The sequence below is a fragment of the Corynebacterium nasorum genome (assembly GCF_032821635.1).
In the GTDB taxonomy this organism is placed as follows: domain Bacteria; phylum Actinomycetota; class Actinomycetes; order Mycobacteriales; family Mycobacteriaceae; genus Corynebacterium; species Corynebacterium kefirresidentii.
Genome location: NZ_JAVBIE010000008.1, coordinates 79693 through 101324, shown reverse-complemented (window position 1 = coordinate 101324; position 21632 = coordinate 79693). Strand labels below are relative to the sequence as shown.

Annotated in this window: 24 protein-coding genes; 9 read left to right on the top strand and 15 right to left on the bottom strand. The window is 61.1% G+C overall.

The window, feature by feature from the left end:
* Positions 1 to 102 precede the first annotated feature (102 nt).
* The gene (locus RAE07_RS08105; protein ID WP_200287764.1) at positions 103 to 750 is read left to right on the top strand and encodes an O-methyltransferase; all 648 of its coding nucleotides are present in this window, start codon (positions 103 to 105) and stop codon (positions 748 to 750) included.
* Here the strand turns inward: RAE07_RS08105 and glgC are convergent.
* A complete protein-coding gene (gene glgC / locus RAE07_RS08100; protein ID WP_086588169.1) occupies positions 747 to 1964 on the bottom strand; it encodes a glucose-1-phosphate adenylyltransferase in 1218 nt (405 codons plus the stop codon). The genes RAE07_RS08105 and glgC overlap by 4 nt on opposite strands.
* A 109-nt stretch (positions 1965 to 2073) precedes the next feature.
* On the opposite strand from glgC, the gene glgA reads away from it, so the two are divergent.
* Positions 2074 to 3228 carry a glycogen synthase gene (gene glgA / locus RAE07_RS08095; RefSeq protein ID WP_317001681.1) on the top strand — a complete coding sequence of 385 codons (1155 nt, stop codon included), beginning with the start codon at positions 2074 to 2076 and terminating at the stop codon, positions 3226 to 3228.
* Positions 3229 to 3240: 12 nt separating this feature from the next.
* Positions 3241 to 4683: a GH32 C-terminal domain-containing protein gene (locus RAE07_RS08090; protein WP_200287768.1), complete on the top strand. Its 1443-nt coding sequence runs from the start codon at positions 3241 to 3243 to the stop codon at positions 4681 to 4683.
* A gap of 327 nt (positions 4684 to 5010) precedes the next feature.
* Here the strand turns inward: RAE07_RS08090 and RAE07_RS08085 are convergent, their stop codons facing one another.
* Genes RAE07_RS08085 through dapE form a run of 7 tightly spaced genes read right to left on the bottom strand, consistent with a single transcriptional unit; the run spans position 5011 to position 9766 of the window.
* A complete protein-coding gene (locus RAE07_RS08085; RefSeq protein ID WP_200287770.1) occupies positions 5011 to 5877 on the bottom strand; it encodes a methyltransferase domain-containing protein in 867 nt (288 codons plus the stop codon).
* A 9-nt stretch (positions 5878 to 5886) separates the two neighbouring features.
* Complete coding sequence (locus tag RAE07_RS08080) at positions 5887 to 6054, bottom strand: DUF3117 domain-containing protein (protein WP_005323535.1); 168 nt, start codon at positions 6052 to 6054, stop codon at positions 5887 to 5889.
* Positions 6055 to 6066: 12 nt separating this feature from the next.
* Complete coding sequence (locus tag RAE07_RS08075) at positions 6067 to 6360, bottom strand: DivIVA domain-containing protein (protein ID WP_023021836.1); 294 nt, start codon at positions 6358 to 6360, stop codon at positions 6067 to 6069.
* A gap of 3 nt (positions 6361 to 6363) precedes the next feature.
* The gene (locus RAE07_RS08070; protein WP_200287772.1) at positions 6364 to 7086 is read right to left on the bottom strand and encodes a glucosyl-3-phosphoglycerate synthase; all 723 of its coding nucleotides are present in this window, start codon (positions 7084 to 7086) and stop codon (positions 6364 to 6366) included.
* Entirely contained in the window at positions 7083 to 7895 is an 813-nt protein-coding gene (folP, locus tag RAE07_RS08065; RefSeq protein WP_034656441.1) for a dihydropteroate synthase, read from the bottom strand. Before folP ends, RAE07_RS08070 begins: the two co-directional genes overlap by 4 nt.
* Before the next feature lie 14 nt (positions 7896 to 7909).
* Positions 7910 to 8674 carry an LOG family protein gene (locus tag RAE07_RS08060; RefSeq protein ID WP_023021839.1) on the bottom strand — a complete coding sequence of 255 codons (765 nt, stop codon included), beginning with the start codon at positions 8672 to 8674 and terminating at the stop codon, positions 7910 to 7912.
* A 3-nt stretch (positions 8675 to 8677) separates the two neighbouring features.
* On the bottom strand, positions 8678 to 9766 hold the full coding sequence (gene dapE / locus RAE07_RS08055) for a succinyl-diaminopimelate desuccinylase (RefSeq protein WP_034656440.1): 1089 nt from the start codon (positions 9764 to 9766) through the stop codon (positions 8678 to 8680).
* 89 nt (positions 9767 to 9855) lie between these two features.
* Between dapE and RAE07_RS08050 the strand changes: the two genes are divergently transcribed.
* From RAE07_RS08050 to RAE07_RS08025, 6 genes are all read left to right on the top strand, one after another.
* Positions 9856 to 11214, top strand: a complete 1359-nt coding sequence (locus RAE07_RS08050) for an amino acid permease (RefSeq protein WP_023021841.1) — start codon at positions 9856 to 9858, stop codon at positions 11212 to 11214.
* A 17-nt stretch (positions 11215 to 11231) separates the two neighbouring features.
* A complete protein-coding gene (gene dapD / locus RAE07_RS08045; protein ID WP_023021842.1) occupies positions 11232 to 12203 on the top strand; it encodes a 2,3,4,5-tetrahydropyridine-2,6-dicarboxylate N-succinyltransferase in 972 nt (323 codons plus the stop codon).
* A gap of 99 nt (positions 12204 to 12302) precedes the next feature.
* The gene (locus RAE07_RS08040) at positions 12303 to 13634 is read left to right on the top strand and encodes an amino acid permease (RefSeq protein ID WP_234288193.1); all 1332 of its coding nucleotides are present in this window, start codon (positions 12303 to 12305) and stop codon (positions 13632 to 13634) included.
* A gap of 747 nt (positions 13635 to 14381) precedes the next feature.
* Positions 14382 to 14855 carry an endonuclease domain-containing protein gene (locus RAE07_RS08035; protein ID WP_316327705.1) on the top strand — a complete coding sequence of 158 codons (474 nt, stop codon included), beginning with the start codon at positions 14382 to 14384 and terminating at the stop codon, positions 14853 to 14855.
* A gap of 69 nt (positions 14856 to 14924) precedes the next feature.
* The gene (locus tag RAE07_RS08030; RefSeq protein ID WP_023021845.1) at positions 14925 to 15134 is read left to right on the top strand and encodes a helix-turn-helix transcriptional regulator; all 210 of its coding nucleotides are present in this window, start codon (positions 14925 to 14927) and stop codon (positions 15132 to 15134) included.
* On the top strand, positions 15127 to 15609 hold the full coding sequence (locus tag RAE07_RS08025; RefSeq protein ID WP_308767269.1) for a transcriptional regulator: 483 nt from the start codon (positions 15127 to 15129) through the stop codon (positions 15607 to 15609). Before RAE07_RS08030 ends, RAE07_RS08025 begins: the two co-directional genes overlap by 8 nt.
* A 188-nt stretch (positions 15610 to 15797) precedes the next feature.
* Here the strand turns inward: RAE07_RS08025 and RAE07_RS08020 are convergent, their stop codons facing one another.
* The 7 genes from RAE07_RS08020 to RAE07_RS07990 are packed head-to-tail and all read right to left on the bottom strand — an operon-like array spanning position 15798 to position 21560.
* Positions 15798 to 16361, bottom strand: coding sequence for a GtrA family protein (locus RAE07_RS08020; RefSeq protein WP_200287781.1), 564 nt, complete (start codon positions 16359 to 16361; stop codon positions 15798 to 15800).
* 30 nt (positions 16362 to 16391) lie between these two features.
* Positions 16392 to 17231 (bottom strand): pseudouridine synthase, encoded by an 840-nt coding sequence (locus RAE07_RS08015; protein WP_248099003.1) that lies wholly within the window; start codon positions 17229 to 17231, stop codon positions 16392 to 16394.
* The gene (gene dapC, locus RAE07_RS08010; protein WP_316327706.1) at positions 17224 to 18312 is read right to left on the bottom strand and encodes a succinyldiaminopimelate transaminase; all 1089 of its coding nucleotides are present in this window, start codon (positions 18310 to 18312) and stop codon (positions 17224 to 17226) included. The genes RAE07_RS08015 and dapC overlap by 8 nt, the downstream gene beginning before the upstream one ends.
* Before the next feature lie 3 nt (positions 18313 to 18315).
* The gene (fdxA, locus tag RAE07_RS08005; RefSeq protein ID WP_005323553.1) at positions 18316 to 18639 is read right to left on the bottom strand and encodes a ferredoxin; all 324 of its coding nucleotides are present in this window, start codon (positions 18637 to 18639) and stop codon (positions 18316 to 18318) included.
* Between the two features lie 53 nt (positions 18640 to 18692).
* Positions 18693 to 19070, bottom strand: a complete 378-nt coding sequence (locus RAE07_RS08000; RefSeq protein WP_259824481.1) for a hypothetical protein — start codon at positions 19068 to 19070, stop codon at positions 18693 to 18695.
* Complete coding sequence (locus RAE07_RS07995; RefSeq protein ID WP_316327709.1) at positions 19070 to 19939, bottom strand: PIG-L family deacetylase; 870 nt, start codon at positions 19937 to 19939, stop codon at positions 19070 to 19072. Before RAE07_RS07995 ends, RAE07_RS08000 begins: the two co-directional genes overlap by 1 nt.
* On the bottom strand, positions 19929 to 21560 hold the full coding sequence (locus RAE07_RS07990) for an ABC transporter family substrate-binding protein (RefSeq protein ID WP_317001680.1): 1632 nt from the start codon (positions 21558 to 21560) through the stop codon (positions 19929 to 19931). Before RAE07_RS07990 ends, RAE07_RS07995 begins: the two co-directional genes overlap by 11 nt.
* Between the last annotated feature and the right edge of the window lie 72 nt (positions 21561 to 21632).

Here is a 21632-nt window from a genome sequence, read left to right as displayed (position 1 = left end):
TAATATCCTGTGAACCCGTCACATTATCCCCACCGACCACAACCTTGCTGGCTAAGCGCGTTTTTGCCACATTGGCGGACACTTTTCCCTATGGTTTATTACGTGACTAATACCGCATACGAAGCACTGCGTTCTTATATCGAGACCAACAGCGAAGCATCCCCGGCCCTAAGTGGCGCACGCGACCACGCCGCAGAGTACGGCTTGCCAGTCCCGGATGAATCCACCGGCCAGCTGCTCACCACCCTGACGGCCGCCTCCACTGGTTCCACCGAGCGTCCTCAAGCTGTGGCCATTACCCCGGCCGCCAATGTAGTGGGCCTCTATGTGCTCGCCGGCATGCCCGATAACGGCATTTTGACCTGCATCGACCCCGAGGCGGAGCACCAGCGCAGCGCCAAGACCGCATTCCGCGAGGCCGGCTACGCGCCATCCCGCGGCCGTTTTTTGCCATCGCGCCCACTCGAAGTCATGGGTCGCCTTGCCAACGATGCTTATCAGGTGATCTACGCCGACGTCGCCGCGCTCGAGTTACCAGCCATCATCAAGGCCGCCTGGCCACTGCTGCACCAGCGCGGCACCCTAGTCTTGGCTAATTCTTTGCTCGATGGCACGCTTGCCGACGCCTCCCGGACCGACCGCGACACCGCCGCCGCCCGCGAAGCAGACGAGTACCTGCGCGAGCTCGAGGGGGCGAGCGTAACCCGCTTGCCGCTGGGTTCCGGGCTCACCCTCGTGACGAAGCTCTAGACCTTTTGGTTTTTGCCGACGACGACCACGCCGCCGTCAGAAACCTTAAAGCGCTCTTCATCACGCTCGCGGTCCACTCCGATAATCGCGCCATCACTAACGACGACGTTCTTATCTAGGATCGCGCGGCGCACCACTGCACCGCGCCCGATACGCACGCCAGGCAGGATCACTGATCCTTCGACCGTAGCTCCGTCGGCCACATGGACATCGGACGCCAGCACTGAATTGCGCACAGTGCCGCCAGAGACGATGCAGCCTGGGGCCACCATCGACGACTGCGCGATGCCGTTTTGCACGAACTTGGCCGGTGGGAAATTGGAATCATCCGTCGAGTGGATCGGCCAATTCTGGTTATAAAGGTTGAAAATCGGGTGCACCGAAATCATGTCCATGTGCGCCTCGTAGAAGGAATCGATGGTGCCGACGTCGCGCCAGTAGCCGTGGTCACGCTCAGTAGCCCCTGGCACTTCATTGGCCATGAAATCGTACACATGCGCCTGTCCCCGCTCCACAAAGTACGGGATAATATCACCGCCCATATCGTGGGCGGAGTCCTCGTTCTTTTCGTCCTCCAAAAGGGCGTCGATAAGCGCCTGCGCTGTAAAGACATAATTGCCCATCGAGGCATAGCTCATATTCGGATCATCCGGAGTAGCCGGCGGGTCCGCGGGCTTTTCCACGAATTGCGTAATCGTGCCCATGCCATCGGCTTGGATGCAGCCAAAGGCCGTCGCTTCCGAGCGCGGTACGCGAATACCTGCCACCGAACAATCCAATCCGGTGGCGATATGCTCTTCTACCATCTGTGCCGGATCCATGCGGTATACGTGGTCTGCACCAAAGACGATGACATAATCCGGATTCTCGTCATAGATGAGGTTCAGCGACTGCACAATTGCATCTGCCGAGCCGTTGTACCAGCGCTTGCCGCGGCGCTGCTGGGCGGGCACCGAGGCAATATACTGCGGGGTCGGCCCCGCCAAGTTCCACGCCTGGGAAATGTGGCGGTCCAGAGAATGGGACTTGTACTGGGTCAGCACCGCAATCTTGAGATAACCGGCATTGACCAGATTGGACAAAACGAAATCAACGAGGCGGTAGGAACCACCGAAGGGTACGGCGGGCTTGGCGCGGTCTTCGGTCAGGGGGAAAAGGCGCTTTCCCTCACCGCCGGCGAGGACAATGGCTAGGACATTCGGCAGGCTTCTCACGTTTTCAAACCTATCCGCAAATCCCACATTCCGCAGCAGAACTTTGCACATTTTTACCCCCATATCGGAATTCTGCACATGACAGCAGAGATACGTATTCTGGGTGGGCATGAGAGCCGGAATCTTTTCCAAAGAATACCCGCCGGAAATATACGGCGGAGCCGGAGTTCACGTAGCTGAGCTCACCCGTTTCATGCGCGATATCATCGATGTCTCCGTGCACTGCATGGGCTCCCCGCGCGAAGAAAAAGACGTCTTTGTCCACGGCGTAGATCCCGCACTCGAGGGTGCCAACGGCGCGCTGCAGACCTTGTCCACTGGGCTGCGCATGGCCGATGCCGCCTCCGATATCGACATCGCCCACTCCCACACGTGGTATACGGGCCTTGCTGGCCACCTCTCCGCCCGGCTTTATGATATTCCGCATGTGGTCACCGCCCACTCTCTCGAGCCGCACCGCCCTTGGAAGCGCGAGCAGCTTGGCGGCGGCTATGACATCTCCTCATGGTCCGAAAAGAACGCCATGGAATATGCCGATGCCGTAATCGCCGTCTCTGCCGGTATGAAGGACTCCATCCTCGATGCCTATCCGCGCATCGATGCCTCCAAGGTCCACGTCGTCCTCAACGGCATCGACACCGAGCTATGGCAGCCGCGAGAGGGCGATGTTTTGGACAAGCTGGGCGTCGATAAGCAGCGCCCCATCGCTGCCTTCGTCGGACGCATCACCCGGCAAAAGGGCGTAAAGCACCTGCTGCAGGCGGCGCAGAAATTCGATCCAGACATCCAGCTGGTCTTGTGTGCCGGCGCCCCTGATACGCCCGAAATCGCGGCCGAGACCGAGGCACTGGTCGATGAGTTGCGCGCCCAGCGCGATGGCATTTTCTGGGTCAAGGATATGCTCCCGCGCAACGAGGTCCAGCAGATTTGCACCGGTGCCGATGTTTTTGTCTGCCCGTCCATCTACGAACCGCTGGGCATCGTGAACTTGGAAGCAATGGCCTGTGGCACGGCCGTTGTTGCCTCCAACGTGGGCGGCATTCCCGAGGTAGTAGTCGATGGTGAGACCGGCGTGCTAGTGCATTACGACGCCACCGATACCGCAGCCTTCGAGGCCGACCTCGCCGCTGCAGTCAATGACGTCGCCGCCGATAAAAAGCGCGCTGCCGAATTTGGGCGCGCCGGCCGCGAGCGTGCCATTCGTGATTTTTCTTGGGCTACGATTGCCGCCCAGACCGTCGATATTTACCGCAGTCTGATTTAAGGAAGGATAGCCGTGACAACCCACCGCCCCGAACTGCATTTTGTCCCTGAAGACGGCGTCCTCGACGCCCCCGCCGGAATCCTGCGCGATGGCGATACTTGGCATCTGTTCTACCAGTACCGCCCCACCGCGGACTCCCCGGCGCGCTGGGGACACACCTACTCCGAAGAGTCTCCCTTTGACTGGTTGGACTGTGACGATGCCCTCGCCCCCGTCGGCGGCGAGCTCTCCCTGCGCGCAGGTTCCGTAGCCCAAGGCCCAGACGATATCCATCTCTACTTCACCTCCGTGACCGCCGCCGGAATCGCCGTTCACCTCGCCCGCTACGCCAACGTGGACGAAATCTGCGAGGTCTCCGATGACCCACAGGCGCTCGACCCCAATGTCGTTCGTTTTGGCGAAGTCGTGGGCAATACCCGCAACTTCGATCATTTCCGCTCCCCCTCCGTGGTGCCCGACTGGGCCTCAGAGGACCGCGATGACGGCCACGACGGTTGGCTCATGTTGGCTCTCACCGGCCACTCCGACGCCCCGGTTCCCGTCATCCTCGAATCCGCCGACGGCGTGTCTTGGCGCCTGCGCGGCAGCCTCAAGTTCGACGGCGACCCTGGCTTCCTAGAGGGCGAGGTCCCCGCTACCTCGCCCATTCCGCCGGTCGTCTCCCCGCGCCTAGTCCGACTGCGCGATGAGGTTGACGGCAATGTCTACGACGTCCTCTTTGTCACCTTGGAGCGTGGCGGCCGCGACGTCTCCGGCTACCTCGTCGGCCGGCTGGAAGGCACCACCTTTACCGTGGTCTCCGGCTTCCGCCGCGTAGACTTCGGCCACGATTTCTCCCGCCCACGCAGTACCAACACCACCACCGGCACGCTCACCCCCGAGCAGCGCTATGAGCGCGCCGTTATCGTTGGCCTCCTCAACGGCAACGGCCGCGGCGATGACGCCACCAAGCACGCCTCGTGGGAAGCCGAAGGCTGGGCCAATGCCCTTTCCTTACCCCGCCGAGTTACCCTCGAGGGCGGCGTCCTCTACCAAGCCCCCGCCCGGGGCTTGCCCGATGCCGTTAAGCTTTCCGATTACGCCCGCTCATGGACCGGCGTCATGGAGGTGCCTTCCGGTTCCTGCGTCACCGTCACGCTTCTCGACGGCGCCGGTGACCCCGCCGCCACCATCCGCCACTCCGGCGATGACATCAGCCTCGATCGCTCAATGAACAAGGCTTTCAATCATTGCTTTGCCGATTCTGAGCCCGCCACCGCCACGCTTGCCGAGGGCGACTCCGACACCCTCACCATTATCCAAGACGGTTCCACCGTCGAGGTATTCGTCGATGGTGGCCTCATCGCCATGGCCTCCCGCGTCTACTTCGAAGGCGGCTGCTCTGGGCTGCGCGTCGAAACCTCCGGCGATGCCGTTATCGAGCAGGACTGGCAGCGCTCCGGCTCCAAGCTCTAAACATCACCCGACGCCCCGCTCGGTTCTCCACCCCGCCCTTCGCGCTCACCGGCACAGCCGCCCACTGCGGTTGCGCTGCTCCCGGTGAGCGGCAAGGGCGGGGTTGTGTGTTTCCGGACCCGCGGCACCCGCGCCACCCGCGGTACGGGGCGATGTCACGCCGCGCGCCCTTCGCGCTCACGGGGAGGCGATGGGGCGTCGGAAAGCGTGTGCTGGTGAGCGGCAAGGGCGAGGAACCACCCCTCGCGCTCACCGGAACAACGAAAAGAACCGCCCCACGCGCTGCTAGTGAGCGCGAAGGGCGGAGATGAGGCAGAAGGGCCGAGGCTAAACTGCGCGGAGGCGGTCCAGTCGAGCGCGGGCGGTAACCGTGAGCGTCGGGGGCAACGCTGCCATGCGCTCGGCGAGTTCTCCGGCGCTAATGTGACGCGCGGACGGGCTCATCCCAACCTGCGCGGCAACGGAGGCCTTATCGAGCTCAATGGGGAACGAAATATCCACCGGATCGGCCGCCTGCTCGAGGTATCCCTCGGCTTGCTCGTACATGCGCTCCACCTTGCCGTCTTCCACGCCGAGGATGCCCAAAGGCTCCCGCAGCTCGTCCAAGTGGCCGGCATCAGGGGTCAAGACGATGACCTGGCCGCCTGGGACGAGCACGCGCTGGAATTCGGCCGGATTGCGTGGGGCGAAGACGACGGAAATAGCGTCGACGGACTCATCACGAATGGGCAGGCGCTCCCACACATCGGCCACGACGGCACCGACGCGCGGGTGGCACTTAGCCAAGTGCTTCGCGGCGTGCGGGGAAATATCGAGCCCGACGCCGCGGGCCTCAGCGATGGAGTCGAGGGTGTGGGCCAAGTAGTAGCCCGTACCAGCGCCCACCTCAAGCAGAGAGGCGGGCGTAGATTCGGCCAACGATGCGGAATCCAGCGCACCTTGGACTGCCCCAGTCACGGCCTCCACGAAGGGCGCGAAGTGCCCCATGGCCAAATAGGTCTCGCGGGCGTTGACCATGTCCATGTCATCGCCCTTGTGCTTGAGTCCGGCGCCGGCCGCGAGGGTGACGTAGCCCTGCTTGGCCACATCAAAAGAGTGGCCGGATTCCGAGACCAAGCGAGAGAAATCATCGGCACCAGAAAGCGCGGTGCCATCATTGGGATCAGCCAGAATGTCGACGATATGAGAAAGCATGTATCTAGACTAGCTAGAAACCTCGGTCAACAGAGAACCAAGCTCGGCGGCCTCGTCCTTGCTCAGCTCGATGACGATGCGCCCGCCGCCATCGGAGGGGATGCGCATGACAATTTTGCGGGACTCCTCTACTGCTTCCATTTCTCCGCCCGTGGTGCGCGGCTTCATTGCTGCCATAGTGAGTCTCCTTTAGTTAACTTCTTTTCCTTCCAGCTTAGACCTTTTCGGCGCGGAAGATAGTTGCTCTTCTAGTTGTGCGAGGAGATCATCTACTTGGTCCTGGCGGTACCCGCGGGGCACAACCTCGAATTTCACCTGGTCAAGGCGCCCTTCGCGGGCAGCGGCGCGGTTATTTTCGCGCACCTTCTCCGGCTCATCGAGCGGGTGCATAACCTCGCCGCGGCCAAAAATCGACCCCCATACCCAGGTCCCGATGACGGTCAGGGAGAAAAGGACGAGGAGGAGCATAATCCAAGACAGCATGGCTTAAACCTTACCTTTTAGCGGCGGGCGTTGAGCAACGGGCGCAGTAACCCCGGCGCGGGAGAGCAGTGTGCGCGCGACTACCTCGGCCATCGGCGCGAGTTCATGTAGCGGCCGGTTGCGGTGCACCCGAGTTCCCAAGTCCACCTGCGCTATTGTGCCCCGCTTGCCGACGTCCACCAATAGCCCCGCTTCCACCCCGTAGCCTTCTACAAAGGGCAGAGTGAGAGCGGTGGTGCGGCGCAGGGCGTATTCGCCTCCGAGCGGCTGGTCGATATGAGCGAGCTCTGGGAAAAATTGCTTAATGAGCGGTTTGGCTGTCAGCTCGGTGACGCGGCCGCCGCCGGTGGGCTGGCCGTTGAGGCTGCGGCGGTAGCGGGCCTTGACCATTTCCACCGCGGGGTCGGCAAAGGGATCGGCCAGCGCGGTGACCATGCCGGGCGCGGCGGATTCAAGATCCGCATCGACGAAGACGACTATGTCTCCCTTCGCTGCGGCGACCCCACGCCAGAGGGATTCTCCTTTCCCGGGACGCGGCTCCACCGGGAGGATATCGCGCCAATTGTGCACGTCGGCTCCAGCTGCCGCAGCGCGAGACGCGGTGGCGTCTGAGGAGTCGGCGTCGATTACCAGCACCTCAAGCGGATTATCGGCAAGGCAGGCGCGCACGACGTCTGCGACGGTGCCCTCCTCGTTGAGCGCTGGAATGATAACGGAGACGCTCATGCAAGGCCTCGCGTGGTTGCTAGCGGGGCGACCTCGCCTTGGATGGCGGCAGTCATACGGATGACATCAGCGGTTTCTGCCACCTCGTGGACGCGGAAAGCGGCCACTCCGCGGGCAGCGGACCACGCGGTGGCGGCTAGGGTACCCGCAACGCGCTCTCCTACCCCGCGGTCTAGCGTCTCGCCCACAAAATCTTTGTTTGATAGCGCCATGAGCACCGGCCAGCCGGTGGCCACGACCTCGTCTATGCGCCGCAAAAGCTCGAGACCGTGGAAGGTGTTCTTGCCAAAGTCATGGGTCGGATCGATGAAGGTCAGGTCCTCCGGGCAACCGAGAGCGGCAGCGCGCTCGGCCAGCTGGGTGGTTTCCGCGATGACATCGGCCACCACGTCATCAAAATGGACACGGTGCGGCCGGGTGCGCGGGGTGATACCACCGGTGTGAGAGCAGACATAGCCCACGCGGTAGTGTCCGGCGACCTCGATGAGCTCGGGATCCCAACCCGCCCAGGTGTCATTTATGAGCCCGGCACCGGCTGCAATGGCTGCCTCTGCCACCTCGCTGCGCCAAGTATCGACGGAAATGAGGACATCCGGGTGGCGCTGATGCACCTTCTCAATGGTCGGCACCACGCGGTCGATTTCCTCCGCCGCGTCCACAGCTTTGCCGGGGCCAGCCTTCACGCCACCAATATCGACGATCGAAGCACCGGCTGCGATCACCTCATCGCAGCGGCGCAGCGCCGGGTCGAGGTCAAAGGTTGCCCCCTTGTCATAGAAAGAATCCGGGGTGCGATTGACAATCGCCATCACACGCGCGAGGCTCAACGCGGCTCCCTGATGCGCTTATCGCTCATAACCTCGTGACGCTTAATGATGTGGGAGACGGCTTCATCGGGGTCGTCGGTAAGCAGGAAAAGCTCCCGGTCGCTTTCGTTGATAAATCCACCCGCTGCTAGCGTCTTGTCCATCCATTCCAAAAGGCCGGTCCAGTACTCGGTGCCCATGAGCACGATGGGGTAATTGGTCACCTTGCCGGTCTGCACCATGCACATGACTTCGAAGAACTCATCCATCGTGCCCATGCCGCCAGGTAGGCAAATGAAGGCCTGCGAGTACTTCAAGAACATCGTCTTGCGGGCGAAGAAGTAGCGGAAATTCAGGCCCAGGTCGACGTACTCGTTGAGGCCCTGCTCATGGGGAAGCTCGATGCCCAAGCCCACGGACAGCCCGCCGGCTTCGTGGGCGCCACGGTTGGCTGCCTCCATGATGCCGGGGCCGCCACCGGTGATGACGGCATAGGAGTGCTCGGCCAGCTTGCGGCCGACCTCGACGCCCAGCTGGTAGCTCGCGTCCTCGGGCGTGGTGCGTGCGGAGCCGAAGACGGTGACGGCCTTCGGCAACTTGGATAACGCATCGAAGCCGGCGACGAATTCGCCTTGGATGCGCAGCACGCGCCACGGATCGGCATGCTGCCACTCGTGGTCTGCACCGGACTCCAAGAGCCGCTGGTCAAAGGTGGAGGCCTGTTCGCCTTCGGTGCGCAGCAGCATCGGGCCGCGCAGAGTGCGCATCTGCTCAGGAGTCATGGTCTATCCCTTCAGGTATTTCAGGAGGGCGGTGGATACTTCACTAATCTGCGCGGTGGGGACCTGCTCGTCCTTTTTATGCGCAAACCCTGGGTCACCGGCGCCGAAGTTCACGGCCGGGGTGCCCATTTCGGAGAAGCGGGCGACGTCGGTCCAGCCAAACTTGGCGCGGACGTTGCCCCCGACGGCGTCGATAAGAGCTTTGGCTGCAGGCTGGCCCAACCCAGGCTGGGCGGCCGGGGCAATGTCGTCGATGTCGATGGTGACATCTTCTTCCTCGCCGATGATGGATTTCATGTACTCCAGCGCCTCCTCGCTCGTGCGGTCCGGGGCGAAGCGGAAGTTCACAAACATCCAAGCCTCATCCGGCAGCGTATTTGTGGCCACGCCGGACTCGAGGTGAACGATATTGAGGCCCTCGCGGTAAGTACAGCCGTCAATAGTGACGTCGCGGGACTCATAGGCGGCGATGCGGCTCATAATCGGTGCGAGCTTGTGCGCGGCATTGGAGCCGAGCCAGGCGCGGGCCGAGTGCGCGCGGGTGCCGTGCGCGGTCACGCGCAGGCGGATGGAGCCCTGACAACCGGCCTCCACCATGGCGCCGGAGGGCTCGCCCAGAAGCGCGAAGTCCCCCTCGAGCCACTCCGGGTGGTCCTTTTGCAGATGGCCCAAGCCATTAAATTCAGTAGCTACTTCTTCACCCTCATAGGCGATGACAGTAAGATCATGTTTCAGCTCCTCCGACTCGTGCAGCTGGGCAAAGGCATTAAGGTAGATGGCCATGCCTGACTTCATGTCCACGGTGCCACAGCCCCACATAATCTCCACCCCGTCTTTAGTGGTTTCCATGTGATGCGGTACATTTTCTGCCAACGGAACGGTATCAATGTGTCCGGCGAGCACCACGCGGGAATCTAGCCCACGGTTCGTGCGGGCGCACACGGTATTGCCGTAGCGGGCAACCTCGACGTCCAAACCGCGCAGCGCTTCTTCGACGGCGTCTGCGATGGCCTCCTCATGGTGGGAGGGGCTCGGAATATCAACGAGCGCCTTGGTTAGTTCGATGGGGTCTGCATATAGATCTAAAGTCACAAAGCGCCATGCTAGCGCCCCGCGTAGCTCCCCGCATTGTGTAAAGTTCACTTCACTGTAAATATTTCGTCCTCCCTAAGGTGATAACAATGGCCGAAACCGCTCAATTGAAATCCCGTCATCTCACGATGATGGGCCTTGGCTCTGCCGTGGGCGCCGGCCTCTTCCTCGGCGTAGGCCTCGGCATCCAGATTTCCGGCACCTCCGTGCTCATTTCCTATGCCGTGGCCGGCGCGCTCATTGCGCTAGTGATGTGGATGCTCGGTGAGATGGCCGCCGCCCGCCCCTCTTTGGGGTCATTTTCCACCTACGCCGGTCAGGCCTTCGGACACTGGGCACGCTTTACCATGGGATGGATTTATTGGTTCATGCTAATCATGGTCATGGGCGCCGAAATCACCGGGGCGGCCGCCATCATCTCCAGCTGGTTCGATATCGACCCGTGGATTCCGGCACTTATCGCCGTGGCATTCTTCGCAGTGGTCAATTTCGCGGCCGTGGGCGGATTTGGCGAGTTTGAGTTCTGGTTCGCCATCATCAAGGTCGGCGTCATTGTCGCCTTCCTTGCCATAGGCGTGCTCATGGCGCTGGGCATCCTGCCCGGCATGGATCTCTCCTTGGCCGGGACCAATTTCACCGCTAATTTCCTGCCCAATGGCATGCCCGGCTTCGCCGCCGGATTGCTAGCCGTGGCCTTTGCCTTCGGCGGTATCGAATTGGTTACTATCGCGGCGGCCGAATCCGAGGACCCAGCACATAACGTGGCCACCGCGGTCCGCGCCATTATCGTGCGCATCATGATCTTCTACATCGGCTCCATCGTGGTTATCACCATGGCGCTGCCCTTTAGCTCCATCCAGGACGCCGACGTAGCCGCCGATTCCCCCTTCACCCTCGTGCTTGGGGCCGCCAAGATTCCCTTCGCGTCCGGTTTCATGGAAGCGATTATCGCCTTGGCGCTGCTCTCCGCCTTCAACGCGCAGATCTACGCCACTTCCCGCTTGGTCTTTGACATGGCTAAGGATCACTGCGCCCCAGGATTCTTCCTCAAGCAAAATCGCGCTGGCTCCCCCATCAACGCGGTCATTTTGTCCATGGTCTTCGCCTTCGCTTCGGTAGGCCTGCAGTTTTGGAACCCTCCGGGGCTCCTAGCATTTCTCTTCAATGCAGTGGGCGGGTGTCTGCTGGTCATCTGGTCCTTCATCGTGGCTTCCTTTATCAAGCTGCATCCCCAAATGCGCGGCAATGGCGAGTTGACCGATCTGCGTGTGCCCGGCTTTCCCTGGCTGCCGTGGGTCACGGCCGCGGCGCTGGGCGGGCTCACCCTGCTCATGCTCTTTGACCCAGATGCACGCAACCAGGTCATCTCGGTACTCATCCTCGCTGCGATACTCGTCGTCTTGTCCTTCGTACTACCCACCGGCCAGCGCGCAGAGACGCGGAGGTAGTTGCTAAGCTAGCGGGCATGACTTCTGCATCCGCACGTGGCCTGGCAACCATTACCCATGACGGCACCGTCTTGGACGTCTGGTTCCCAGCCGTTTATACCGATAAGACCGTAGAGACCACCGAGACCAAGCGCTTGGAGGAGGTCCCTCAGCAGTTCTCCGCGCTGGCAGGCCCGGACGAGGAGCGCGGCGTGGCCCGCGTTGCCGTCGAGACCTCCATCAAAGATCTGGATGACGCCCCCGTCGATACCTACGATGCTTACCTGCGCCTGCACCTCCTTTCTCACCGCGCGGTCAAGCCGCACGGCCTGAATATGGATGGCATCTTCGGCCACCTCAATAACGTGGTCTGGACTAACTACGGCCCCTGCGCCGTCTCCGATTTCCAGATGGTGCGCGGCCGCCTTGCCTCCCGCGGCCCGGTCGTTGTCTACTCCGTTGACAAATTCCCCCGCATGGTGGACTACGTTGTACCGTCCGGCGTTCGCATTGGCGACGCGGACCGCGTGCGCTTGGGCGCCCACCTTGCTGAGGGAACCACTGTCATGCATGAGGGCTTTGTGAACTTCAACGCCGGCACCTTGGGCGCCTCCATGGTGGAGGGCCGCATCTCCGCGGGCGTCGTCGTGGGCGATGGCTCCGATATCGGCGGCGGCGCGTCCATCATGGGCACCTTGTCCGGCGGCGGCAAGGAGGTCATCTCCATCGGCGAGCGCTGCCTGCTCGGCGCCAATTCCGGCATCGGCATTTCGCTTGGCGACGACGCCGTAGTCGAAGCCGGCCTCTACGTCACCGCCGGCACCAAGGTGACCGTCTTTGGCAAGGTCGCGGAAGCACTGGGCGTTGATAATGGCGAGAACGTCAAGGGCTCCCAGCTCTCCGGTGCCTCCGGTATGCTGCTGCGCCGCAACTCCGTCTCCGGTGCGGTTGAGGCTGTGGAATGGAAATCCGAGGCCGTCGCGTTGAACGACGAGCTGCACAAGAATTAATACCCCCGATTCCTATAGCCTTATCGGGCAAAATAAGATGGAGGGGTGACTGATAACTCCTCCACCCTCGGTTCTGGCCTGAAGGTCCGCCACCTAACCATGATGGGGCTTGGCTCCACCATCGGTGCCGGGCTATTCCTCGGCACCGGCGTCGGTATCTCCGCCGCTGGGCCCGCCGTGCTCCTCGCCTATATCATCGCCGGCTTCCTGGCCATTTTGGTGATGCAGATGCTGGGCGAGATGGGCACTGTTATCCCCGCCTCCGGCTCTTTTTCCGAATATGCCGAACATGGCATCGGCCGCTGGGCGGGCTTTACCCAGGGCTGGATTTATTGGCTAGCCACCGTCGCCGTACTCGGCGCCGAAATCACCGGCGCGGCCGGATTCATTGGCTCCTGGTTCGACGTCTCGCCGTGGATCCCCGCAGCTATCTGCGTGGTCCTCTTCGGCGTCATCAACCTGCTGCGCGTGCGTAGTTTCGGCGAATTCGAGTATTGGTTCGCGCTTATCAAGGTCGTCGTCATCGTGGCCTTCCTCATCATCGGCGTGCTGCTCATCCTGGGCCTCCTGCCTGGCCATTCTTTCATCGGCACCTCCGTCTTCCTCGAGGACGGCTTCATGCCCAATGGCCTCGGCGGCGTCGCGGCCGGCCTTTTGGCCGTAGCCTTCGCCTTCGGCGGCATCGAAGTCGTCGCCATCGCCTCTGCCGAATCCGAGGACCCCGAAAAATCCCTGGTCAACGCCGTGCGCTCCACCATCTTGCGCATCTCCGTGTTCTACTTGGGCTCCGTTCTCGTCATCACGTTCCTTCTGCCTTATTCCATCTTGGGAGGTGCCTCCACGGCCGCAGAATCGCCCTTCACCATGGTCCTCGAGCGCGCCGGCATCCCGGGTGCGGCCGGCATCATGGAGGTTGTCATCGTCCTTGCGTTGCTTTCCGCTTTCAATTCGCAGATCTACGCCTCCTCTCGCATGATGCACTCGCTGGCCTCCCGTGGCGAGGCTCCACGCATCTTCACCACCACCAATAAAGACGGCGTACCCACCACCGCTATTGCCCTGTCCGTCCTACTCTCGGCCGTCATGGTGGTGCTCAACTACGCCGATACGGGTTGGCTTCTTACCTTCATGCTCAATGCCGCCGGCGCCTCCCTGCTCATCGTGTGGGTATTCATCGCCGTCAGCCAGCTGCGCCTGCGCCGTCAGCTCGAAGCACTCCATCCCCTTCCCATCCGCATGTGGGCCTTCCCCTACCTGACTTGGTTCGCCCTCGCGCTCTTTGCGGCCATCGCGGTACTCATGCTTACCGACGCCACCGCCCGCACCCAACTCCTCTCCGCCGCCGCTATGTTCGCGGTGCTCGCCGTCGCCGGTGTCATCAACTCCAAGGTTCGCGGCATTGACCCCACCTCCACCCTGCCGTTGACTTAGCCCCTCCCCTCCCCGCTGTCCCTCCTCCCTCTGCCCTTCGCGCTCACCGGCGCGAGAATGGACGTCTCTTTTCGTCTCCCAGTGAGCGCGAGGGGGTGAGGTGCCCAACGCTCCGCCCGCCGCGCTCACGGGGAGCGAATGGGGACGTCGGAAAGCTCTGCCGGTGAGCGCAAAGGTCGTGGGCTTTCCACCGCTCCCCTCGCGCTCACCGTGAACACGGGTCGCTGCCAAAGCGCGGCTGCCGGTGAGCGCGTGGGGCGGTTATCCACAGCGTTCCAGGCCACGCGGCGGAAAATCGAGCCCCGTCCCTGAGTTATCCACAGGTTGCAGCGGGAAGCGTAGCCATCACGCACTGCGGCCGTTTACGTTTATTTCCATGGGGAATGGACAACCGCGGAACTGCGTGAGCAGGGTTTAAGTAAAGAGGCGATTCGCCGCAAGGTGCGTGAGGGCAAGCTGTACCGCGTGCATCGGGGGATTTATACCGATTCGTGGACGCCCCTGGCGGTGGCGCGGACCTTGGCGCATGGGCTCAGCCGAATCCATTTCACCGGAAAGACTGCACAAGAGATTTATCTCGGCCGGCAGCTAACCTTTCCGTTGGAAGCAGAGGGACCTCGTACATTGAAGGGAAAATGCTTCCGAGTTTCGCACTCGCGTCTCCGGGCCACACACAAGGTCAACGGCCTACCGGTGGTGCAACCGCTATGGGCTGCACGCAGAATTTCGCGCGCATGTAGGCCTTTATTGGAAGACTACTACCAAGGAAAGCACGGCCCCAACCGCCTAGAAGAGGACCGTCGGCGAATGCGGCGCGTCCCGACGCCTCTTAAAGAGGCTATACGACACGCTGCTATAGGCGCGGATAGCTCACCGGAACGCACGCTAAGCAGGCAGCTGCGCGCAGAAGGTATCTTCCCCAAGCACAATGTTCTCATCGCCGGCTACCGCTTTGACCTGAAGATTGGCAAGCTGCTGGTGGAAGTTGACGGCTGGGAATACCACAAGCACAGTGTGGCCTTTCAAGCTGACCGTACCAAACAGAACGCGGCTGTAGCTCACGGTTATACCGTTTTGCGTTTTACTGCCGATGACATCATCCACCACCTCAGCCAAGCCGTTTTGCTCGTCAAGGCCACGTTGGAAGTGCTAAAAGGCGGTAGTCCGCAGCTCCCTACCTCAGCCACTGTGCCCTATTGGCGGTGGCATCTGTGCGTATAAACCTTGCCCTGGTGACAAATTTACTTTACACTCGGTAATGCACGAATGACACCCCGTAAAGGAGACCAGATGGCCGAGCACCCCAACATGGTCCGCAAATGGCGCCGCTGGCTCGAATTATCACAAGCTGAACTCGCCAGAAGAGTTGGCGTCTCCCGCCAAACCATCGCCAATATCGAACGCGGCAACTACTCGCCCTCCGTGCACCTCGCACTGGATATTTGCCACGAACTAGGAAAAACCGTCGAAGAAATTTTTGGAGCTGAACAACATGATTAACGCCATCGCCAATTACTCCCTCAAGGAAATCGATCGCGCGACTCGCGATGAGTTCGAACGCGACACGCTCTACAAGTCCTGCGTAATCGGAATGACCCCAATCCCGTTCCTCGAACTCGTCGTCGCCGCAATTCTCGCCTGGGTCCTTCCTGGCCAAATGTCCATGCTGTGCTTCCTCGCGCTCGTGCCGTCCATCGTGGGCAACTCCATCGGTTCTGCTTGGATGCGCAAGCGCGTGGCCACCCCAATTGTTAGCCGCAATTGGACGGCTATCGCTGTCTACCTCATCCCTTTTATAGTCATGTTCGCCGGCATTGCCTATAACGCCTATGCGCCAGCCGACGGCCACGACCCCGTCTCCTACCTCATCGGTACCGCAGTCGGCGCCATTGCCGTGCTCGCCCTGACCCCCTTCATTCGTCGCCGCCAGCACCGCCGCGACCAAGCTCGCCTCGATGCCGAGTTAGAAGACTAGTTTCACTCCGGCACCTCACCCCGCCCTTCGCGCTCACCGCGGACGGCGGGTTTTCTCTGATTTCGTTCCCCGTGAGCGCGACGGGAGGTACTGTCCCCTTCGCGCTCACTGGGAGAAAGAAAAATCCCCGCCAACCTGCGCTGGTGAGCGCGAAGGGCGGCGGGGATGAAAATGAACACGGGACCTAGCTAGGCCGGCTCGGTTTCCTCGACAAGTTGAGGCGTCTTCGGCTGCGAGCGGAAGGTCCACAGCTTGTTCAAGATAAAGTTAATCGGCATAGCGACAATAATAGAAATGGCTGATGCCCAGTACACCTTTGTACGCAAACCGGTCGAATCATCCAGAATGTCTGTGGGCAAGTGCAGCGGCGAAGTCGGATTCATTAACAGTGTCGCCACAACTTGACTTACGATAAAAGCTCCAATTCCAGCGAGAAGGAATGGGAAGAAACCGCGCAGCCAAGACACCTTCGCCACCGATCGGAAAGTCCACATGCGATTCAGCTGGTAGTTCCAAGTGTTGGCGACCAAAAACGCAATGGTCAAAAACACATGGTACCAACGGATATGGAAAACAGAGCCGAAGAGATTGATGAAGGGATCATCCGCCTCGATGCCGCCAGACCACCAAGTAATCTTTCTGCACAAATAGACCACAAAGAGATTAACCGCGGTACCGGAGCCGCCAACAATGCCGAATTTGAGAAACTGCCCAAAATTGGACACAAAGCGCGCGACGCTGAGGTCTGCCATGGGCCGCCTTTCTAGCCAGTGATTTAATAACTACTCGATTGTAGTTCTTAAGTCCTGCGAACTGAAAAATTGACGCTCGGATTGTGATAGAGGATCTATAAAAGAGATAGCCTCATGGAGTAGGGCGAGCGGGGCGCGAAAATCATAGAGGTCGAGCTTGCGCGGGGCGGGGTACGTGTCATCCCCGAGAAGCGGGTGCCCCAGATGATTAAGCAGCACGCGCAGTTGGTGGGTATGGCCGGTGCGCGGCCACATGGTCACCTCCCGGCCGGCGGCGCGCACATACGTAGAGGTGGGCGTGCCATCGGAAGCAACGAGCACCTGGCGCGAGCCGCGGGGCTTGTGCATGTGCAGGGTGATTTCCCGATCCACATAAAGCGGCCGCTTGACGACGCCCCGATACCTCTTCACCGCACTCCCCTTGCCAAAGATGCCCTGGTAAGCGGCGCGAGTGGCGGGATTGCGAGAGCAAAGCACAAGGCCGGCCGTCAGGCGGTCTAGGCGATGCAGCGGCACGATATCGTCGTCGCCAAAATCTACGCGCAGGCGGGTTTGCAGAGTTTCGCGTTGTAATCGGCCATTGGTGGTCGTGGGCAGAAAGTGCGGCTTATCGACCACGATGAGGTCGCGGTCGGCGTAGATGACTGAGTAGTCGAAAGGAATAGGGCGCTCGGCAGGCACAGTGGGGTGATACCAGGCGGGCACGGGACGCGGCAGCTCGGCCCCAGCCGGCAGCAAAGCCCCAGGCGGATAAGGGGAATCGCCGGCGCGAGCGGCGAAGTACTCCCCTTTTTCGGGCACGTAGCCGCGCAGGACCGTCTTGCGCGGGGATATGCCCTCGCGTGCGGGAGGCCTGCCGGAATTAGGCACCGGCGAGGCGGTCTACTGCAGCATCGATGCGCTCATCGGTGCCGTTGAGACCAATGCGCACGTGCTTCTCGCCTGCTGGGCCATAGAAGTCACCAGGGGCGGCGAGGATACCTCGCTCGGCAAGCCAGTCGATGGTCTCGCGGCAATTCTCGCCGCGGGTGGCCCAGAGGTACATGCCGGCATCGGAGTGGTCGATGGTAAAGCCGGCGTCGACAAGCGCGTGCATGAGCACCGCGCGACGGGAGGCGTAGCGGTTGCGCTGAAGCGTCTCGGTGTCGTCGTCGTTAAGCGCGGCGACCATGGCGGCCTGGATGGGCCCTGGGACGATGAGGCCGGCGTGCTTGCGCAGCAGCAGCAGCTCGTCGATGAGGTCGTTATCACCCGCGAAGAAGCCGGCGCGGTAGGAAGCCATATTCGCGGTCTTAGACAGCGAATGCATGGCAATCAGCCCGGTGTTATCGCCGTCGGTCACGCGCGGATCGAGGATGGACACCGGCGGATTATCGTCATTCCAGCCCAAGCTCATATAGCACTCATCGGAGGCGATGATGGCGCCGGACTCGCGCGCCCACGCCACGATGCGACGCAGCTCCTCCACCCCGAGCACACGGCCCGTGGGATTGGATGGCGAGTTCAAAAAGACCAAAGAGGCGTCTTGGAATTCGGAATCCGCACGCAGCGGAGTGGCTCCGGCAAGCAGCGCGCCCACCTCATAGGTGGGATAAGCCACCGAGGGGAAGGCGACGGTCTCGCCGCGCATGCCCAAAAGCGTGGGCAGCCAGGCGATGGCCTCCTTGGTACCAACCACCGGCAGTACGCGATCGACCTGCATATTGTAGCGGCGGGTCAGCGCGGCGGCGATGGCCTCGCGCAGCTCCGGGGTGCCGGCGGTCTGGGGGTAGCCGGGGGCCTGCGCGGCTGCGGTCAACGCAAGCTGCACGCCTGGGGCTACTGGGTCAACGGGGTTGCCCACCGAGAGGTCAACGATTCCGCCCGGGTGGGTCTGGGCCTTCTTCTTGGCGCCGGCCAGTGAATCCCAGGGGAAGTCTGGAAGCGTCTTTCCTAGCGGTGCGCGAGCCATGTCTTACTCCTGATTCTGTGGCGGAAGCGCGGCAATCATCGGAACGTCAAAGTCCTGCGGGCCGAGGGCAGCTGCGCCACCCGGAGAGCCCAAGTCATCGAAGAAGGCTGCATTAGCGTCGTTATAGTCCAGCCACTCATCGGGAACGTCATCCTCGTAGAAGATGGCCTCGACCGGGCAAGCCGGCTCGCAGGCGCCGCAGTCCACGCACTCATCCGGGTGGATGTAGAGCATGCGCTTGCCCTCGTAGATGCAGTCAACAGGGCATTCCTCAACGCAGCTGCGGTCCATTATGTCAACGCAAGGCTGTGCGATCGTATAAGTCATGGAGATTCCTTGAAACTTCCTGATGTCTCGGATTTGGGATGTTTAACAGTATGTCACTTCTGCTTGAAAAATGGCCAAACGCCCCCGCCTATACCGGCCAAAAGCAGGAGCAGGCTGAGAATATTATTGGCCAAGAGCATGTCTCCTGTCATCGGCACGAGGAGCATGAAGGCAAAAAAGCCCAGGCACCAGACGATGAGCGGGATGGCGCTGACTACCGGCGTGCGGCTCCACAAGCGGGCGGTGCGGGTAAGCACGGAGTTGAACCACCACGCGATCACAATCGTAATGGGAAAGGCTACGCTCGCCCCATTGGATAGCGGGATGCGGGCGGTGAGATAAATGACCTCGAGAAATACCGAAAGCAACGCGCCAATAGCCAACCACACCAGGCCGGTTACCTGCTCGCCGCGGCTAAAATCCGTGCGCATCACAGCCCACCGAGCAAATCATCGGCCGGCTCGCCTTGACCCAGTTGGAAGTATTCGGCAGGCAGCAGCGGCATAACTAGCAGATTGGACAGGCCAAAGGCGCCGGGTACACGCTGAGGTTCATGGATCGCGGCCACAGCGGACGCGGGATTGGTGCGGGTGGTGGAGCCATCGGCCAACCAAATTTGGGAGGCGTGAGCGCGCATGGCGCGGCGCTTGGCGTCCAAGGCGGCGTCAGAGAGAGCGACAGTGACATCAGCACCCTCGTTGGTGAAATTGTCCAAGTACTCCTGGCTGGGCTTGGTCCATCCAGCTGGGGCATCGAGGGTTTCCAGGCCGGCGTAGTTAGCGGCGCGGTCAAAAATGCCGTACCAAATGCGTGTGCTTGGCGACGCCGCCTTCATCACCGCCTTATGCACCGCAATGTGGTCCGGGTGGCCATATCCGCCATCGGGCCCGTAGGTCAAAATGGCGTGGGGGTCAATTGCTTCGAGCTCGTCACCGAGGAAATCGGCCGCCTCCTCGATGCGATTGACCAGCGCGCGCGAATCTTCGTGGGAGGGTGAGCCCGCCATGCCGGAGTCACGGAAGTGACCGAAGCCGCCGAGCTGGATTCCCTTTACTCCAAGAGCCTCCAGTGCGTTAGCCAATTCGCGAGCGCGAAAGCCGCCGAGCTGATCATGGTCGGCCAGGCCCTGGTAGGGCTCACCAATAACCTCGCCGTCCTCGCCCAAGGTGAGCGTAATAACGGTGACCTCGGCGCCGCGTGCGGCGAGGCTCGCCAGGGTACCGCCCATAAAAAGGGTTTCATCATCCGGGTGGGCGTGGACTGCCACCACGCGATAGCCGGTTAAATCCTTAGTCTTCATCTATCCTCCAGCGGGGCGCGGTGATAAGACCCCCGTCCCAATCATCAATGCTTTGGCCGGGGCCTACAATACCCTTCCCGAGCGCGTGGATACGCGTCTCATCCATCAGCGGCACGTAGAGCGCTTCTTTAGAGTTCACTTCTCGAATGCGGCCGAGCGCCTCCTTCGGGCTCATGGTCCCGGACAAGATTTCCTCGCGAATCTCGTCCGCATTCTCCGGACAGATTCCGGACAAATCGCCTGCCAGTGGTTGTTTATTATCGCAGCTAAAGATATTTGCCGCGGCCAACGAGTTCAAGGAGATATCTTCCCAAGTAACCACGGCATCCACATCGCCTTCTGGCAAAAGCTTGGAGGTTATTGTGGTTAGGCGCTCGGAAACCACCTCGGCATCTATCCCGTGGGCTTCCAGAACATCGTAGAGGGTATTTGCCGCGGCCAAGGCAGTGGGGCTAGTAGGATCTACCGCAAAGCGAATCGGTTTTTTGCTGGCGCGTGCGCGCAACGCAGTAAGATCCGTGTCTTTGCTTATAGGGTTATGTCCGGGCTCCAGATTGGAAGCACGACCGGTGGCCAAGCGGGCGACCTGATCCGTATCAATCAGCGAGGCCAATCCGCGGCGCTCTGCCCTTTCCTCCAATGCGCCTTCCGCAGTAGACATATGCAGGCGCAGTTGGCGTGGGCGAGTAAGTGCTTTTTCAGAAACATGCCCTAAAAGACCCAACGCCTCCTCTGAGGTTTGGTCCGGAGTAAAGTCCGCGAATCCAATCTGTCCGGAGCGCAACATATTCAGCGCCTGGGTGCTATCGCGCACCTCACTTAGCTGGATGACATCCACTTGGGCCGGGTTAGCGCCCCAGAACCGATCATTTCGGTTCAAGGTAATGACTCCGCGCCCGCGGTCCACGCTATCGACAAGGAAGCGTCCGGCCGATGCCGGAATCTTATCCGCTAATGCAGAGCCGAAATTATCATCTTGCAGCAAGTGCGAAGGCAGTAGGTTATGGAAAAGCAGGTGCCAGTCCTTGACCGTCTGGGAAAAATCTACCGTGACTACGCGACCACCATCAGAGGTATTCACGGCCGAAATAGCGTGGTATCCGGCGGGATCTCGTACACCGGAGGTCGTGGTCATCTGCTTCCACAAGTAGCTAAAGTCCGCACCAGAGATAGGCGTACCATCTGACCACTGCGCAGGTGAAGCAATAACGTAGCGCACTCGCTGCGCCACCCCCTTGGGGGCGTTGACCTCAGCGGCGGATTCCAGGATATCGGCATCCCTCTGACCGCCGTGGAAGGTTGAAGGCAACACCAGTTCCGCAATCTGGTCCACCAGCTCGGAATTATTGGCCACCAGATGAGGGTTTAAGCCCGCGCGCAAGGGATCTACGCCCACTGAGATAGTAGGACGCTTAGCGGAATCGGCGTCTTGGGGTAGCTCTTCTTGCTGTTTTGCAGTGGTGGTGGCCTGATCCTCTTGCAGCGCAGAGGCATTATCCTCCACCACCGGTGGAGGACCAGGGTTAGCCGCGCAAGCGCTTAAGAAAGCCAGGCTAGCGGTGCTCAGCACCGCCGCCATTGCCGACGCCGCGCGCCTTGTTGAAGCCGGATTCTTTTTCATCGCGGACTACTTTAGTCCCTCTACCCCGCCGAAACGAAGATATTCGGCGCTAGACTCAGGCTCAGACCGCAA